The 16,395-nt window shown below is 38.4% G+C and carries 16 protein-coding genes; all 16 read left to right on the top strand.

Features of this window, described 5'->3' with window-relative positions; all coding sequences use genetic code 11:
- Position 1 precedes the first annotated feature (1 nt).
- The 16 genes from L1S31_RS10350 to L1S31_RS10275 all read left to right on the top strand — a co-directional run bounded on the left by L1S31_RS10350 (position 2) and on the right by L1S31_RS10275 (position 16,393).
- The gene (locus L1S31_RS10350; RefSeq protein ID WP_236464657.1) at positions 2-748 is read left to right on the top strand and encodes an FkbM family methyltransferase; all 747 of its coding nucleotides are present in this window, start codon (positions 2-4) and stop codon (positions 746-748) included.
- A gap of 3 nt (positions 749-751) precedes the next feature.
- Positions 752-1,507, top strand: coding sequence for a dTDP-4-amino-4,6-dideoxyglucose formyltransferase (locus L1S31_RS10345; RefSeq protein WP_236464656.1), 756 nt, complete (start codon positions 752-754; stop codon positions 1,505-1,507).
- Positions 1,491-2,393 (top strand): glycosyltransferase family 2 protein, encoded by a 903-nt coding sequence (locus L1S31_RS10340; protein WP_236464655.1) that lies wholly within the window; start codon positions 1,491-1,493, stop codon positions 2,391-2,393. The genes L1S31_RS10345 and L1S31_RS10340 overlap by 17 nt, the downstream gene beginning before the upstream one ends.
- Complete coding sequence (locus tag L1S31_RS10335) at positions 2,393-3,280, top strand: glycosyltransferase family 2 protein (RefSeq protein WP_236464654.1); 888 nt, start codon at positions 2,393-2,395, stop codon at positions 3,278-3,280. Before L1S31_RS10340 ends, L1S31_RS10335 begins: the two co-directional genes overlap by 1 nt.
- Positions 3,280-4,260, top strand: a complete 981-nt coding sequence (locus L1S31_RS10330; protein WP_236464653.1) for a glycosyltransferase — start codon at positions 3,280-3,282, stop codon at positions 4,258-4,260. Before L1S31_RS10335 ends, L1S31_RS10330 begins: the two co-directional genes overlap by 1 nt.
- Entirely contained in the window at positions 4,248-5,156 is a 909-nt protein-coding gene (locus tag L1S31_RS10325) for a glycosyltransferase family 2 protein (protein WP_236464652.1), read from the top strand. The genes L1S31_RS10330 and L1S31_RS10325 overlap by 13 nt, the downstream gene beginning before the upstream one ends.
- Before the next feature lie 30 nt (positions 5,157-5,186).
- Positions 5,187-6,194: an N-acetylneuraminate synthase family protein gene (locus L1S31_RS10320; protein ID WP_236464651.1), complete on the top strand. Its 1,008-nt coding sequence runs from the start codon at positions 5,187-5,189 to the stop codon at positions 6,192-6,194.
- Positions 6,191-7,351: a UDP-N-acetylglucosamine 2-epimerase gene (neuC, locus tag L1S31_RS10315; RefSeq protein ID WP_236464650.1), complete on the top strand. Its 1,161-nt coding sequence runs from the start codon at positions 6,191-6,193 to the stop codon at positions 7,349-7,351. The genes L1S31_RS10320 and neuC overlap by 4 nt, the downstream gene beginning before the upstream one ends.
- Positions 7,351-8,046 (top strand): acylneuraminate cytidylyltransferase family protein, encoded by a 696-nt coding sequence (locus L1S31_RS10310; protein ID WP_236464649.1) that lies wholly within the window; start codon positions 7,351-7,353, stop codon positions 8,044-8,046. Before neuC ends, L1S31_RS10310 begins: the two co-directional genes overlap by 1 nt.
- A gap of 1 nt (position 8,047) precedes the next feature.
- On the top strand, positions 8,048-9,742 hold the full coding sequence (gene asnB / locus L1S31_RS10305) for an asparagine synthase (glutamine-hydrolyzing) (RefSeq protein ID WP_236464648.1): 1,695 nt from the start codon (positions 8,048-8,050) through the stop codon (positions 9,740-9,742).
- A gap of 1 nt (position 9,743) precedes the next feature.
- Positions 9,744-10,607: an FkbM family methyltransferase gene (locus L1S31_RS10300; RefSeq protein WP_236464647.1), complete on the top strand. Its 864-nt coding sequence runs from the start codon at positions 9,744-9,746 to the stop codon at positions 10,605-10,607.
- Positions 10,604-11,698, top strand: a complete 1,095-nt coding sequence (locus L1S31_RS10295; RefSeq protein WP_236464646.1) for an acyltransferase family protein — start codon at positions 10,604-10,606, stop codon at positions 11,696-11,698. The genes L1S31_RS10300 and L1S31_RS10295 overlap by 4 nt, the downstream gene beginning before the upstream one ends.
- 61 nt (positions 11,699-11,759) lie before the next feature.
- Positions 11,760-13,163 (top strand): glycosyltransferase family protein, encoded by a 1,404-nt coding sequence (locus L1S31_RS10290; RefSeq protein ID WP_236464645.1) that lies wholly within the window; start codon positions 11,760-11,762, stop codon positions 13,161-13,163.
- Positions 13,157-13,720 carry a serine O-acetyltransferase gene (locus tag L1S31_RS10285; RefSeq protein ID WP_236464644.1) on the top strand — a complete coding sequence of 188 codons (564 nt, stop codon included), beginning with the start codon at positions 13,157-13,159 and terminating at the stop codon, positions 13,718-13,720. The genes L1S31_RS10290 and L1S31_RS10285 overlap by 7 nt, the downstream gene beginning before the upstream one ends.
- 1 nt (position 13,721) lies before the next feature.
- Complete coding sequence (locus L1S31_RS10280; RefSeq protein ID WP_236464643.1) at positions 13,722-14,861, top strand: glycosyltransferase family 4 protein; 1,140 nt, start codon at positions 13,722-13,724, stop codon at positions 14,859-14,861.
- The gene (locus L1S31_RS10275; protein WP_236464642.1) at positions 14,858-16,393 is read left to right on the top strand and encodes a glycosyltransferase family 2 protein; all 1,536 of its coding nucleotides are present in this window, start codon (positions 14,858-14,860) and stop codon (positions 16,391-16,393) included. Before L1S31_RS10280 ends, L1S31_RS10275 begins: the two co-directional genes overlap by 4 nt.
- Positions 16,394-16,395 lie beyond the last annotated feature (2 nt).

The raw sequence follows: 16,395 nt of genomic DNA, 5'->3' as shown, positions 1-16,395 counted from the left end.
GATGAAAAAAATCATAAAAAAAATACTTTCAAAATTTGGACTGACCATTGCCAAAAAATCGACGAGTACGAATGACAAGGATTACCTACTTTTCAATTTCTATCAGACTTTGAAAGCATTCCAATTTGAACCAAAACACATCGTCGATGTCGGTGCCAATCACGGAACCTGGACAAGGGAAGCGCTTCATTATTTTCCGAATGCTTATTATTCACTTGTTGAACCTCAATATTGGTTAAAGGATTCGATGATGGATATTTTGGAAAGCAACAAAAAAGTAACTTTCCATGCATTTGGCGCTGGTGAAACCGAAGGCAGTTTTCAGTTCACCATTCACGACCGCGATGACAGCTGCTCCTTTAAATACACCGAAGAAGAGGCTAAGGCAAAAGGATTCAAACAGCTTACGCTTCCTGTGGTGACATTGAATATGTTATTATCGGAAACCAATCTTCCTATACCGGATATTATTAAAATTGACGCTGAAGGTTTGGACATTCAGGTATTGAATGGCACATCCAATTATTTTGGCAAAACCGAAATATTTATGGTTGAAGCCGGAGTTGTTAATAAATCATTTGATAACAGCTTTCTCAAAATCATCAATTATATGGATTCAAAAGGCTATCGTCTTTTTGAAATCACCGATTTAAACAGGCCTTATCATCCAAAAGTTTTGTGGCTGGTTGAACTTGTTTTTGTCTTAAAAGGAGGAACCATTGATTCACAAATAATTGCAAATAGTTAAACGATGTTTAAAAACGCACTGATCATTTCGGATAACCTGCCTTTGTGCCAACAGTTCTTCTCACTGATTGAAAAGAAAAAAATCAGCACAACGAAATTTACTTTTTCGACAAGCCCGTTTACCAATAAAGACAGTTTTATGGTTTCGGACAAGGTTGAGGTAAAGGTTTACAACCTGAAAGATCAAAATGCAATTGACGAAATCATTGCCAACTACGACTTGGTTTTTTCAATCCACTGCAAACAGATTTTCCCGGCAGATTTAGTTGAGAAAGTAAAATGCATCAATGTGCATCCGGGTTATAACCCAATCAACCGTGGTTGGTATCCACAGGTTTTTGCCATCATCAACGATTACCAAATCGGGGCAACAATCCACGAAATAGATAAAGAACTCGATAACGGCCATATCATCGCAAGAGCTTTTGTAGATAAGGAAGTTTACGACACTTCAGAAAGTTTATACAACAAAGTCATTGCTAAGGAAATTGAACTCTTGGAAGAGCATTTGGAATCAATTCTCGAAAATAATTACAATGCTTTTGCTCCAGAATCGGAAAGCAATCTGTACCTTAAAAAGGATTTTAACCAATTGCTTCATTTAGATTTAAGCGAAGAAACTACGGTTGGAAAAGTGATTGATAAATTAAGGGCTTTAACTCACGGAAGCTACAGCAATGCTTATTTTATTGATGAAAAAACCGGAAAGAAAATTTATGTTGGAATCCAGTTAAAACCTGAAAATGATGAAAGAGGTTAAAATCTCAGCCTGCATCATTACTTACAACCAACAGGATTATATCAAGGATTGTCTTGAAGGAGCAGTCAGTCAGATTCTCGATTATGATTACGAAATCGTAATTGGCGACGATTGCTCTACTGATAATACCTTTAAAATCTGCCAGGAATATGCCGATAAATATCCTGATAAAATCAGGCTTCTGCCAAGGGATAAAAACCTCGGAATGGCCAAAAACTGGAGTGCTACCATTCAGGAATGCCATGGAAAATACATTGCGATGTGTGAAGGCGATGACTATTGGACGGATTCGGGCAAACTTCAGAAACAGCTTGATTTTTTGGAATCCAATCCCGATTATGTTTTGAGTTTCCACAAAGTTTCGGTCCTAAAAACGGATGGCGAATTTGTTGAAGATTTTTTGACAAACGTTCCTGAAGGCTATGAAGGAATCAAAACTTTAGCCGAACGCGGGAATTACATCCACACGCCTTCAGTGGTTTTCAAAAACATCATTAAGGAATTTCCATCTGAATTTGAACAATCGCCCATAGTTGATTATTTTCTGTACATGATGCTCGCGGAGCACGGAAAAATCAATTATAACGAAGACAAAATGTGTGTCTATCGCTTTGGAATCGGAGTTTATTCCGGTGCCCAAATGCTCAAAAAAATCCAAAATAACCTCAGGCTTTTCACCATGTTGGTTGCCGTTTCAAAGAATGATGCAATCAGGGAAATCTTTCAGCAGCGGTTAAATCGTTCCGCTTATACTTTGGAAAAGTATTTGAAAGGCGAAAAGAAAATCTTTTTTGTTACCAAAAACCAATGGATGCGAATCGCTAAAGGCCTTAAAAACAACTACAACAAACCTTTGAGAATCCTTAAAAAGCTTACCAAAAAATAATGAAGCTGGCAATCGTAATTCCGTATTATAAACTGGCTTATTTTGAGGAAACCCTTCAATCGTTAAGCAATCAAACCAATGCTGATTTTAATATTTATGTTGGCGATGATGCCAGTCCGGAAAGCCCTTCGACGGTTTTATCCAAATTTGACAAACTCAATTTAAAATACAAAAGATTCGAACAAAACCTTGGCGCGACTTCGCTGACAAAACAATGGGAACGCTGCCTCCAAATGACCGAAAATGAGGATTGGGTAATGATATTGGGCGATGATGATGTGTTAGGCGAAAACGTAGTGAAGGCTTTTTATGATTCGATTGAAACGATAAACAAGAATAGCTGCAATGTCGTTCGGTTTGCAACCCAGAAAATAGACAATGACTCGAGGATAATTTCAGATATTTATTCGCATCCCGAAATCGAAAAATCGGCTTCATTCCTGACAAGGCTCTACACCGAATGGTCACGGAGCTCCCTAAGCGAATACATTTTCAATAAAAAACTGCTGCAGCAAAAAGGAATCATCGATTTTCCAGTTGCGTGGCATTCTGATATTGCGTTGGTTTTGGAACTGTCTGATTTTAGGGAAGTTTTTTCTATTAATGATGCCATTGTGCAGGTTAGGGTTTCGCAAAACAGTATTTCCGGTTCCAGTTCATTCATTAAACAAAAGGCTAAAGCCGATGCTGCCTTTGCAGATTATCTTATTAAAAACCTGGATAAATTCTCAAAAGAAGAACGTGAAGTTGTTGTCGACAGAATCGAAAGAATGGCGCTCAACAACCGCAAACAGTTTAAGTTTGGAGTAAAAGTCATGCTGCTGCATTTGGGAAAATTAGATTTTTCAAGAACTTTTTCGTTCATTTATAAAAGTTTAAAAAAGTAATGAGAGAAGGCAATAATCCTGAAAAAAATAAGGAAGAAAAAAATATACTGAAACCACACCGCGTGTTGGTTGTGTTTTATATTCCCGACAGTGATGAGGATTTTTACCGCGAAATGGATTCGGTTTTGGACAAATGCCTACAGACGTTAACCCAAACCATCAACACCGAAACGACCAACATTACTTTAATCAACAACAATTCTTCTGCAAGAATCAATGCGGTTATTGATAAATACATCCACTTGATTGATAAGCATGTTATTTATAACGAAAATAAAGGAAAAGTATATGCTGTCCTGAATGAAGTCCGCGGTGTTTTTGAACCATTCGTAACCATCACCGACGCCGATATTTTATTTTATAATGGTTGGGAAAAGGCGGTTTTTGAGACTTTCAAGCAGTTTCCGTTGGCCGGAGTGGTGAGCCCGATGCCATTGCCCTACCTGACTTTTTATTTCAATCATAATATTTTCGGATTCAATACGCTCAAAGGCAAAATCAAATACGGAAAATACGTCGCCGACGAAGACATCGATTTATATCTTCAGGGCACAAACCTTCCAAATCTTGTAGAGCGCAAAACCCAATACAATTGGCGTGAAAAGCAGCTCGTCCTGCAAAATAAGGATTATACAGCCGTAGTTGGCGCTTATCACGTGGTTTCAACCTACAGGACAGAACAATTCAGGAACTGCTATAGTTTCCCCGATTTAAAATTCAAAAACTCCTACGAAGAATATTTTATTGATTCGTTGGCTGAAGCCAATGGATTAATGCGACTGTCGACTTTGAAAACGCATGCATACCATATTGGGAACAAAATAGACAGCGTTGTTCAACATCACGATTATGCTCCAAAGGAAAAAATTGAAAAATCCTTTTTTGACGGTATTGTGATGAAAAACAAACAGAGTAAAATTGTGATTTTTATCCGGGCTTTAATGGGAAGGTTTTTTATCAAGTTTTTATGGAACAGGTAAAATTCAGTTTCCTTATTTCTACCAAAAACCGTTGTGAAGATGTATTGCTGACACTTCATAAAATAGAGCATTTACTAAGTCCGGATGTTAATTGTGTGGTGTTTGATGATGGTTCTACTGATGATACTTCCGAAAAAATAAAGCAGAATTTCCCTGAAGTCATTTTACTTAGGAATGAAAAATCGAAAGGTTATATCTATTGCAGGAACAAAATGCTCAATGAAACAAAGGCAGATTTTGCCATATCCTTAGACGATGACGCGCATTTCCTGACTGAAAAACCTATTGAAATCATAACAGATTATTTTCAAAGCAATCCTAATAGCGGTTTGATTGCAGCACGGATTTTCTGGGGAAAGGACACAATTGAAAACACCAATAGTTCCGAAACGATACAAACCGTAAAAAGCTACATTGGCTGTGGCCATATCTGGCGTATGAAAGCCTGGCGCGATATTCCCAATTATCCCGAATGGTTTGAGTTTTATGGCGAAGAGAATTTTGCCTCGCTCCAGCTGTTCAAAAAGAAATGGGAAGTGCATTATGTTCCCCAATTATTGGTTCAACACCGTGTTGATATGGGCGAAAGGGCAAAATCAGCCAGCAATATTGCTTTCCGTTACCGAAGAGCAATCCGTGCCGATTGGTATACCTTTTTTATGTTTTTTCCGTGGAGAAAAATCCCAAGAAAAATGGCGTATTCGCTTTGGATGCAATTCCGGAATAAGATTTTCAAAGGCAATTTCAAGGTGGCAAAGCCTTTGGTTTTGGCAATTTGGGATTTGTTTGTGGCTGTGCCCAAATTGGTTGCCAACCGAAATGCGCTGACTTTAGAAGAATACAATGAATACCTCAAATTAAACGAGGCAAAAATATATTGGAAACCGGAAAAATAGTTATTTTTACTACCATTACAATACTTTTTAATGAACAATAAACCTTATCTGATAGCCGAAATTGCACAAGCCCATGATGGAAGTTTGGGAATACTGCATTCCTATATAGATGCCGTTGCCAAAACCGGAGTCCAGGCTATTAAATTCCAAATGCACATAGCCGAAGCTGAAAGCAGCATCCATGAACCTTTCCGTGTGAAATTTTCAAAAGAGGATGCGACGCGTTATGATTACTGGAAGCGCATGGAATTTACCCTGGAACAATGGAAGGAAATCAAGGCGCATTGTGATGAAGCCGGATTGGATTTTATCTGTTCGCCTTTTAGCAATAGGGCTGTAGATTGGTTGGAAGAAGTTGGTGTTCATACGTATAAAGTTGGTTCTGGTGAAGTGAATAATTTATTGCTTCTGGAAAAAATAACCCAAACCGGAAAGCCAATTATCATTTCATCCGGTATGAGCAGTTTTTCCGAATTGGATGAAACCGTAAGCTTTTTAAAAAGTAAAAATGCCCAATTTTCGATTCTTCAGTGTACGACATCTTACCCAACACAACCCGAACAATACGGGCTGAATGTTATTGGAGAACTGAAGGAACGTTACAATGTTCCAATCGGTTTTTCAGACCATTCATCCTGGGCTTCAACTGGAATTGCCGCTGTGGCACTTGGTGCCGAGATTTTGGAATTCCATGTGGTGTTCCACAAAGAAATGTTTGGCCCGGATGCTGCTGCTTCGCTGAATTTGATGCAGACAAAACTCTTGGCAGAAGCGGTAAACAAAATCCACACTGCACTCAATAACCCGATTGACAAGAATAATAATGAGAGCTTCAGGGAACTGAAATCAATCTTTGAAAAATCATTAGCCATAAACAAGGATTTGCCAAAAGGCCATATCATAAGTTTTGCCGATTTGGAAAGCAAGAAGCCAAGCGGTTTCGGAATTTCGGCAAAAGAATTTAAAAATGTAATTGGCAGGAAATTGGCCAATGATAAAACGAAGTGGGATTTTTTGAATGAAGAAGATTTAGCATGAGTACTACCCGAAAAATAGCTGTTGTCATTACAGCCCGACCATCCTACAGCCGCGTTAAAACGGTTTTAACGGCTATAAAAAAACATCCGGAACTCGAGTTGCAGCTTATCGTTGCAGCCTCAGCATTATTGGATAGATATGGAAGCGCTGTGAATTATATAGAAAAAGACGGATTTGAAATTGCCGCTAAGGTCTTCAATGTTTTGGAAGGGGAAAACCTGACTGCTGCAGCCAAAACTACCGGCATCGGAATCCTGGAATTATCGACTGTTTTTGATAACCTTCGACCTGATATTGTAGTCACTGTCGCCGACCGATTTGAAACGATGGCAACCGCCATTTCCGCTTCATACATGAATATTCCTTTGGCGCACATACAAGGAGGAGAAGTAACAGGAAACATTGATGAGAAAGTCCGCCACTCAATAACAAAACTGGCAGATTATCATTTTGTTGCTTCCGAAAATGCAAAGGAAAGGGTAATCCAATTGGGTGAAAACCCGAATATGGTTTTTAATACAGGCTGCCCTTCAATTGACATCGCACAGGAAGTGGCAAAAAATACCAAACTGACCTTCAATCCTTATGAAAAATATGGCGGTGTTGGTTCGCAGCCAAATTTAGAAAATGGCTATATTGTTGTAATGCAGCATCCGGTAACGAATGAATACCAGGATTCGAGAAAGCATATTGAAGCAACTTTACGCGCCATCCAAAAAATAAACAAACCAACATTATGGTTTTGGCCCAATGTTGATGCTGGTGCTGACGGGACTTCAACCGGAATCCGTTCGTTCCGTGAAAAATTCAAAATGGAAAATGTTCACTTTTTCAAAAATATGGAAGGTGATGATTTCCTAAACCTTTTAAACAATTCGCTTTGTTTGGTTGGAAATTCAAGCGTCGGAATTCGTGAGTGCGCTTATCTAGGCGTTCCTGTGGTGAACATAGGTTCGCGTCAGAATCGCCGTGACCGCGGCGAAAATGTAGTTGATGTTTCCTATGACGAAAATGATATTGTTGCTTCGATAAGTTCGATTTTAGATAAGAAAGACCGCAAATCATCAAACGTTTATGGTGGTGGCGATGCAGGTGAAAAGATTGCCAAACTGCTTAAGGAACTTCCATTGCAATTCCATAAAACAATTACCTATTAATGAAAATCCTTGGTTTAATTCCGGCTCGCGGCGGCTCAAAAGGTGTTCCCAAAAAGAATATCAAACTGCTTGGCAAACTGCCATTGATTGAATATACAATCAATTCGGCAAAGGAATCCAGTCTTCTGACCCAGATTGTAGTCTCAACAGACGATGAGGAAATTGCGATTGCGGCTGAAGTTTCGGGTGTAAAACCATCGTTTGTTCGTCCGGAAGAGTTTGCCCAAGACACTTCAACATCGCTGGAAGTGGTGCAGCACGCCATTGCTTTTTTCGAATCCCAAAATATTTTCTTTGATGCTGTTTGTCTGTTACAGCCTACAAATCCGTTTAGGGAAAGAGGTTTTATTGATAAGGCAATTGAAAAATTTAAAATTTCCAATGCCGATTCTTTGGTCAGTGTTTTGGAAATCCCGCATGAATACAATCCGCATTGGGCTTTTGAGGAAGCAACAGATGGCTTGCTCAAAATTGCTACAGGCGAAACCCATATCATTCCGAGAAGGCAGGATCTGCCTAAGGCTTTCCATCGTGACGGTTCGGTTTACATTACCAAAACAGAAACCATCAAAAACGGCTCGCTTTATGGGAATACTATCGCTTACATTGAAAGCAATCCACAATTCCACATCAACATCGACACGATGAAAGATTGGGAAAAAGCCGAAAAACTACTTACCCAAATCCACTTATAAGATGTGTGGAATTACAGGTATTATCGGTCAAAAAGCCAACAAAAGCAACATTTTGGAAATGCTGGACTGCCAAAAACATCGTGGCCCGGATTTTACAGCTTATTTTGTTGAGGAGAACAGTGTTGCTTTAGGCCACAACCGTTTGAGCATTATCGATTTGTCGAGTAATGCCAATCAGCCTTTTACGAGTGATGACGGCAATTATGTTATGGTTTTCAATGGTGAAATCTATAACTATATTGAATTGAGAAAGGAACTTCAGCCAAAATACCAATTCAGGACGCAGTCGGATACTGAAGTTTTGCTGAATGCCTACAAGGAATGGGGCAAAAAATGCCTTGAAAAACTCAACGGTATGTTTGCGCTGGCGATTTGGGATAAAAAGGAGCAATCGCTGTTTGCAGCCCGTGACCGATTTGGCGTAAAGCCATTCTACTATCATTTTGACAATTCCAATTTTCATTTCGCTTCAGAGATTAAAACGATTCTGGTTTCAGGAGTTGCCAAAATTCCTAACGAAAAAGTCTGGAGCAGTTTTTTCACCGAAGGAAGTTATGGTTTGCCCAATGAAACCTTTTGGAAAGACATCCATCAATTGCCTGGTGGACATAGCCTGACCTTAAAAAATAATGTGCTTCAAATTGAAAAATGGTATTCGTTTGAAACAAGAACCAAAAGCTTGTTCAGCCATTTTGAAAAAAACGAAGAGGAATATATCACCAACCTGCTTTTAAAAGCAATAAACCTGCGTTTTAGGGCTGATGTTCCTGTTGGGTTTAATCTTAGCGGAGGTTTGGATTCGAGCACCTTATTGGCGCTCATTGATCAGCAAAATATAGATAAATCTGCTGTTGAAGCCTTTACATTTGTAACCAATGATGAACGATATGATGAACTTTTCTGGGTAAAATCGATGTTGGAGAACAGGCCATTTCATTTAAATATTTGCCCGCTTTCCGCGAATGAAATTCCCGATTTGTCATTTAAAATGTCGCAGCATCAGATGGAACCTTATGGCGGAATCCCAACGATAGCCTATTCTAAAATATTCCAGGCTGCAAGGCAGAAAGGCGTAAAGGTTTTGCTTGACGGACAAGGCTCGGATGAAGCGTGGGCAGGTTATGATTATTACATAAATAATTCGCAGAGCATTGTTCAGGGCGTAACAAAATCGCCTTTCCGAATGAATGTTCTTGATACAGAATTTGCCCAAAAGTCACAGAAAACGATTTACGAAAAACCATTCGAAGATAATTTACTCAATCTCCAATACCGCGATTTATTTTATACCAAGATTCCGCGTGCGCTGCGTTTCAACGACCGCGTTTCGATGATGCATGGAACCGAATTGCGCGAACCTTTTCTGGATTATGAATTGGTCGAATATGTTTTCAGCCGTCCAACGGATTTTAAGATTAAAAACGGTGTCCAAAAATGGATGCTCCGAAAAATTGCAGAACAATTTTTACAGAAAGATTTGGTTCTGGCGCCAAAACGTCCGTTGCAGACACCGCAGAGGGAATGGCTTTCAGAAGATTTGAAGGAATGGGTTAGGGCAGAAGTGGAAACATTGTATGCCAATAATTGGTTCAATAAAAACGAATTGGAAACCGAGCTAAGCGCTTTTTTTAACGGAGACAATCAAAGTAGTTTCCATATTTGGCAATGGATCAATGCCGCACAGTTATTGAAATAAAATGCAGAAAATAACCAACTTACATCGTCTGGACCTTCCGAATACACTGCTTGTTTTAAAGTATCTTTTAAAAAGGGCTCTGCATTTAAAAACCTCTGAAAAGGAAAAACAGATCAATGAGTTTTACTTTAACCTGATAAGCTTTAATGGGTTTTTAAAACAGGAAAACAACAAGAATTTTGTGGCCTATTATCCTGATTTTGGAGTTACGCTCAGGCTGAGGAAAAGGCCGTCAAGTGATTTGAATGTCTTTGCCCAGATTTATCAGTATGAGGAATACAAGCCTTTGGTTGAAACTTTTCAAAAGCATTTCCCTAATGATAAAAAATTGAACATCATTGACGCCGGAAGCAATATTGGCCTGACTTCTGTGTATTTGTCAAAATTTTTCCCGAATTCAAATTTCATTACAGTCGAGCCGGATTCCTCTAATTACGAAAGCATCAATTTCAATCTTAACAGCAACGGGATTGAAAACGTTTCCAAAATCAAAGGCGGTCTTTGGAGCAGGAACACAAACCTTAAAATCGTCAATGATTTCAGGGATCAGAAAGACTGGTCAATACGCGTGGAAGAAACCAACGAAGACGGAGATTTGAAGGCTTTTTCAATTCAGCATTTAATGAAGGAAAACAGGTTTGAAACCATAGATGTCTTAAAAATTGACATAGAAGGCTCTGAAAAAGAGGTGTTTACAGGTTCTTATGCAGATGTTTCTTTTTTAGCGCAGACCAAATGCATTGCGATTGAAATCCATGACGAATTTGACTGCAGGGAAGCCATAAACCAAATTTTGAAAGACTATAATTTCAGGTGTTTTGAGTCGGGCGAATTGACAATAGGAATTAATCAGAGCTATTTATGATGCAACCCAAAAACAGGCTTAGAGAGCTTGATTTCCTTAGAGGAATAGCCATTATTTTAGTAATTTTCAGGCATCAGCTGCTGTTTGATTTTTTAAAAACCATGGGTTGGATTGGTGTCGATTTGTTTTTTGTACTTAGTGGTTTTTTGGTTTCCGGATTGTTATTTAAGGAATATCAAAAATTTGGTTCCATCAATCCGAAACTTTTCCTCATAAGGCGCGGATTCAAGATTTATCCAATCTATTACCTCACGCTGCTGGGTTATATGGTTCCAAGAATCCTGATGCATAAACTGGATTTGGAAAAGGTTTTCTATGACCTTGTTTTTATCCAAAATTATGTTTTGGGTTGGGGTTATTTGTATAATCCGAGTTGGTCGCTGGCTGTTGAAGAGCATTTTTATTTTGGATTGGCTTTGTTGTTATGGCTTATCTTCAACAAAAAACTGCTGGCTTTTGACATGAAACCTACTGGGGTTTCCAATTTTGAAAAGCTATTGATCTTTAGTTTAATCCTCGTTTTGGGTTTAAGATTTGCTTCCAATATTTATTTTCCGGAAGATTTTGTACGTCAGGTAACGATGACGCATTTACGTATCGATTCCCTATTATTTGGGGTTTTAATCGCATATTGGTATAATTTCAAACAGGAAAAATTGATTGTTTTATACCAAAGCCATCAATCGAAATTGTTGGTTTTGGCTTTTCTGATGTTGGCATTTACAGTAGCTTTTGATGATATTTTGCACGCATTTTTTGTCAAGACTATTGGATTCAGCCTGTTGTATCTTTCTTTTGGAATCCTTTTGATTCATTTTTTGGTCAACAAAAATGTAAACCATCAAATCAACAGCTTGTTTTCAACTCCAATTGTAAACTTTGTCAGCAAAATTGGTTTTTGCTCGTATTCCATTTATGTCATCCATTCTTTTATAATAACCTGCGTTGACATACTGCAGATTAAAAATACGTTTTTGTCCTTTGCGATAGTTTTTTCACTTTCGATACTAAGCGGATTTGTGATGACGTTTGTAATTGAAAAGTTTTTCCTGAATTACCGCGACAAATATTTCCCAAGCAGGGCACTTTAGTCCAAATTGTTTTCATATTCCCAATAAAATAAGGATATTTGGGCGTTCATTAAAAATAAGGATGCAGCAAAAGAAAATTTTCATACTACTTCCCGATGGTATTGGCTTAAGAAATTTTGCCTTTACCAATTTCCATAAATTGGGATTAGAGAAAGGTTTTGACATCACTTTTTGGAACAACACGCCCTTTGAGTTAGGCAAATTGGGAATTAAGGAAATTCCAATCAAATATGCCAAACCACATCCTATTACCAGTTTGTTGAAAGTTGCGCAAACCCAAATCGAATTATCCCAAAATATTAAAAAATCTGGAGACAGGGTTTACGATTCCTATCGTTTTCCCCTGAAAAATAAAAGCCTAAAAGACAGGTTGAAGAACATCCTGATAAAATGCATTATCCTTGCCAACAATTCCAAAAATGGCTTAAAAAAAATCAGGTCAAAAGTTGCTGAAAATGAGCGCAAGACCAAGTTCTACTTTGACAGCCTGGAAACACTTGAAAAAGAAAAACCGGCAATGGTTTTCTGTACCAATCAAAGGATGCTGCTTGCTGTAGCGCCAATTTTGGCCGCACAGGATTTGGGAATCCCGACGGCAACTTTCATTTTTTCCTGGGATAATCTGCCCAAAGGAACCAAAATCGTTGAAACCGATTTTTATTTTGTCTGGAGCGAACACATGAAAAAGGAATTGCAGTATTATTATCCACACATTGTAGAAAGTCAAATCATCATAACCGGTACACCGCAATTTGAATCTCATTTTGACAACAGCCTGATTTCACGTGAGGATTTTTGCAGGGAATACGATTTAGACCTCAATAAAAAATACATCTGTTTTTCTGGTGACGATGTTACGACTTCACCGAATGACCCTACTTATCTCGAAGATTTGGCCAAATCGGTTACGGCTCTTAATGAAAAAGGGCTTAATTTGGGAATCATTTTCAGAAGATGCCCTGTTGATTTTTCGAACAGGTATGACCCGGTTTTGGAAAAATACCAGGATTTGATAAAAAGCATCAATCCAAAATGGGAAATGAAAACCGATTCGTGGCAGGCAATCCTGCCAACCAAAGGGGATTTGATTTTGCAGATGAATACGATATATCATTCGGAATTGGTCATCAATTTAGGTTCTTCGATGGTTTTTGATTTTGCGACTTTTGGCAAGCCCTGCGCTTTTATAAATTACGATGTTCCTAATGTTGATTTTCCGGATTGGTCGGTTAAAAAAATTTATAACTTTATCCATTTCCGTTCGATGCCTTCAAAAGACGCAGTCTTCTGGATCAACGACCCAAATGAATTTGGAAAAATTGTCGAAAAAATGTTGGGGAGAGAATCGGAAAATGTGGTCCAAAATGCCAGGGATTGGTTTGAAAAAATCAACCAGCATCCGCCACAGTTGGCGTCTGAAAGAATTTGGAATGCCATAAACGAAATTTGTAAAGAGCCATGCTAAAGGAATTTATCTTATCGGATTACAAACGCTGTGGAATCAAGAAAATATCTTTTGGAATCTTGTTTTCTACATTTTATATTCATCCGAATCCGGGCTTGAAATTCATGACTATTTTTAGACTGACGCAGCATTACAGAAGAAAAAACAGACTGCTTTTTGTATTTTTCTTTTGGTGGCTCAGAAGATTAAAATATAAATACGGATTTGATATTTCCTACCGTACGCAAATCGGCAAAGGATTTTACATTGGCCATTTTGGAAGCATCGTCATCCATGGTGATGCTATCATTGGTGAAAACTGCAACATCTCACAGGGAATGACCATTGGCATTAGCAATTATGGAGAAAAGAAAGGGGTTCCCACTATTGGCAACCATGTTTTTATTGGTCCAAATGCCGGTGTTTTTGGAAATATTACCATCGGAAACCATGTTACTATTGGGGCTAATGCCGTTGTGACCGAAAATATTGGTGACGGAAAGACCATACTGCCTTCCAAAACGATTGTCATCGATAAGGATTTGTCGCCTTATTACATTCAAAATAGTTCCAACTAATATGAAGGTTGCTTTTCTAACATCAGAATTCCCACATCCAAAAATGGGTTCGTCTGGCGGCATTGGAACGAGCATTTTGAATCTTTCCAAAGGATTGACAGCACAGGGACATGAAGTTTCTGTATTGGTTTACGGACAAAAGGAAGATAGTTTTTTTATTGAAGATTCTATTTCCTATTACCAAATCAGGAATGTAAAACTCAAAGGTCTTTCGCGGTTTTTGACGCAAAGGAAAATCCAGAAACTGATTAATAGATTAGTTGCGGAAAATAAAGTCGAAGTGCTTGAAGCGCCAGACTGGCTTGGGTTTACTTCAAAGATAAAGCCCAAATGCCCGGTTGTCATCAGGCTGAATGGTTCAGACACTTATTTTTGCCATTTGGATAACAGGCCGATTAAATTCTTCAACAAGCTCCACGAAAAAAAGGCTTTGCAAAATGCAGATGCGTTGCTTTCAGTAAGTAAATATACAGCCGATTTAACCAAAGAATTATTCGAACTCCAACGCGATTTTACGATTATCCCGAATAGCATTGATGTAGCGAAATTTGCTTTAGATACAACTGAAACCAACGAAAATACGATACTGTATTTTGGGACTTTGATTCGCAAAAAAGGGCTTTTGGAACTGCCTTTGATTTTTAATGAAGTTTATAAGAAAAACAATAAAGCCAGGCTGATTTTGATTGGACGCGATGCGTCGGATATTCTTTCAGGCAACGATTCGACCTGGCAAATGATGCAGTCGTTATTTGATAAAAATGCACTGCAGAATGTGGAATATCTGGGAAGCGTTACTTATGATAAGATAAAGGGAAATATTGCTTCGGCTGGGGTTTGTGTTTTTCCAACATTTGCAGAAGCCCTGCCTGTTTCATGGATTGAAGCGATGGCAATGCAGAAAGCAATTGTGGCGTCAAACATTGGTTGGGCAACCGAAGTCATAGAAGACAGCGTCAACGGATTTTTAGTGCATCCGAAAGACCATAATTTGTTTGCTGACCGTATTTTGGAATTGCTCGACAATCAAGTGTTGACGAATCAGTTTGGCGCTGAAGCCCGAAAAACGGTTTTGCAGAAATTCAGCATTGAAGTTGTTGCCCAGCAGAGCGCCGATTTTTATCAAAAAGTAATTTCATGATTGTCCTTTACCACAACAACAATATAGTAACCAAAGTTTTTTCGACTGAAGAAACCAATCTCCATGCTGATATCAATAGGAATATTGTGGCTGTGTTGCTTGATTTTGCTGATAAATTCAAGGATGGAATTTTGGTTTGGTGCCATCAGAACGAGGAAAATAATCTGAATCTTGCAGAAATCCCAAAGCTGTTCCACCATAAAAAAATGCTTTTATCCTATAATCCTTCCGGCAATTACTTTGACAGCCGATTGGGTTATATTGAGGATTCGCCATTCATAAAAATCAATAAGAAAGTAAAATATGCCAGCTGGCAAATGAGCAGTTGTGTTGGCGCAGTCCATGCTTCAGTGATTAATGCCTGCAGTAAGGACTTGAAGGAGGAAGATGATTTTGATTATTTCCTGAATTCCTTTGCCAGAAGAGCAATCACTGAAGGGCTTTTTTGTTATTCGGAACCCAAACTGCTTTTGCAGAAAAGTGGTTGTAAAATGCAGCAAGCGAGTCTTTTCGAGTTATTTAAATTCACAAAACAGCATTATAGGACGCGTTGGATTTTTCTTTTGTTTTTCAATTTACTGATTTTTGAAAAGAAATTTCCATTGCTGCCTTTCCTGTTTTCGTTATTTTATTCCAAAAGAAAACTGAATCCGGGATTATTGAACCAAATCCCATTGGATTCAAACAAAAAAATTATTGAAAGCGGCACAATCGATGTGCTGATTCCAACGATCGGACGAAAGGAATACTTGTATAATGTGCTCAGCAATCTGGCTTCGCAAACCTATCTTCCTAAAAACATTATCATAGTTGAGCAAAATCCGGAAGCAGGCAGTACATCTGAACTTGATTTTATCGAAAACCATCGATGGCCCTTTAGCATAAAACATCATTTTACCCATCAAACCGGAGCTTGCAATGCCCGGAATATAGGGCTTCAACTAATTGAAAGCGAATTTACCTTTTTCGCCGATGATGACATCGTTTTTGAAAATGACCTGATTGAAAAGGCAATGCTGACATTTCAGCAAACAGGGAACGAAGTATTTTTGGTTGCCTGTCTTTTGAAATCGCAAATGCTTATTCAACAACCACCAAGGCAGTTTGCTGTTTTTGGAGCTGGTCATGCTTTTGTGAAATCGAGCTGCTTTCAAGATTTGAAATTTAATATGGGGTACGAATTTGGCTTTGGCGAAGACAATGATTTTGGAATGCAGTTGCGCAACAAAGGTTTTGACATTTTATATATTTCGACCTCAAAGATTTTACATTTAAAAGCACCAATCGGAGGTTTCAGGACCAAACCCGCATTGCAATGGCAGCAGGATGCAATCCAACCAAAACCATCGCCAACAGTAATGCTGTTCCGATTATTATACGATACAAAAGAGCAATTGTCGAATTATAAAACCACATTGTTCTTTAAAAACCTTGACAAAAGTTTTTTCCTGAATCCGTTTAAATACATCAGGGTATTTAAACAAAAATGGGACAGGAGTTTGTTTTGGGCCAATGAACTGAACAAACAATAACT

It is taken from the genome of Flavobacterium wongokense (assembly GCF_021608265.1).
Lineage (GTDB): Bacteria > Bacteroidota > Bacteroidia > Flavobacteriales > Flavobacteriaceae > Flavobacterium > Flavobacterium wongokense.
The sequence above is the reverse complement of the archived record's forward strand: the minus strand, read 5'-3'. Positions and strand labels throughout refer to the sequence as shown.

Excerpts from the sequence above, each read along its gene's own strand:
- L1S31_RS10295 (WP_236464646.1), top strand. The coding sequence starts at position 10,604 with ATGATGCAACCCAAAAACAGGCTTAGAGAGCTTGATTTCCTTAGAGGA.
- L1S31_RS10285 (WP_236464644.1), top strand. The coding sequence starts at position 13,157 with ATGCTAAAGGAATTTATCTTATCGGATTACAAACGCTGTGGAATCAAG.
- L1S31_RS10350 (WP_236464657.1), top strand. The coding sequence starts at position 2 with ATGAAAAAAATCATAAAAAAAATACTTTCAAAATTTGGACTGACCATT.
- L1S31_RS10300 (WP_236464647.1), top strand. The coding sequence starts at position 9,744 with ATGCAGAAAATAACCAACTTACATCGTCTGGACCTTCCGAATACACTG.
- L1S31_RS10345 (WP_236464656.1), top strand. The coding sequence starts at position 752 with ATGTTTAAAAACGCACTGATCATTTCGGATAACCTGCCTTTGTGCCAA.
- L1S31_RS10310 (WP_236464649.1), top strand. The coding sequence starts at position 7,351 with ATGAAAATCCTTGGTTTAATTCCGGCTCGCGGCGGCTCAAAAGGTGTT.
- L1S31_RS10325 (WP_236464652.1), top strand. The coding sequence starts at position 4,248 with ATGGAACAGGTAAAATTCAGTTTCCTTATTTCTACCAAAAACCGTTGT.
- asnB (WP_236464648.1), top strand. The coding sequence starts at position 8,048 with ATGTGTGGAATTACAGGTATTATCGGTCAAAAAGCCAACAAAAGCAAC.
- L1S31_RS10335 (WP_236464654.1), top strand. The coding sequence starts at position 2,393 with ATGAAGCTGGCAATCGTAATTCCGTATTATAAACTGGCTTATTTTGAG.
- L1S31_RS10340 (WP_236464655.1), top strand. The coding sequence starts at position 1,491 with ATGATGAAAGAGGTTAAAATCTCAGCCTGCATCATTACTTACAACCAA.
- L1S31_RS10280 (WP_236464643.1), top strand. The coding sequence starts at position 13,722 with ATGAAGGTTGCTTTTCTAACATCAGAATTCCCACATCCAAAAATGGGT.
- L1S31_RS10275 (WP_236464642.1), top strand. The coding sequence starts at position 14,858 with ATGATTGTCCTTTACCACAACAACAATATAGTAACCAAAGTTTTTTCG.
- L1S31_RS10330 (WP_236464653.1), top strand. The coding sequence starts at position 3,280 with ATGAGAGAAGGCAATAATCCTGAAAAAAATAAGGAAGAAAAAAATATA.
- L1S31_RS10320 (WP_236464651.1), top strand. The coding sequence starts at position 5,187 with ATGAACAATAAACCTTATCTGATAGCCGAAATTGCACAAGCCCATGAT.
- neuC (WP_236464650.1), top strand. The coding sequence starts at position 6,191 with ATGAGTACTACCCGAAAAATAGCTGTTGTCATTACAGCCCGACCATCC.
- L1S31_RS10290 (WP_236464645.1), top strand. The coding sequence starts at position 11,760 with ATGCAGCAAAAGAAAATTTTCATACTACTTCCCGATGGTATTGGCTTA.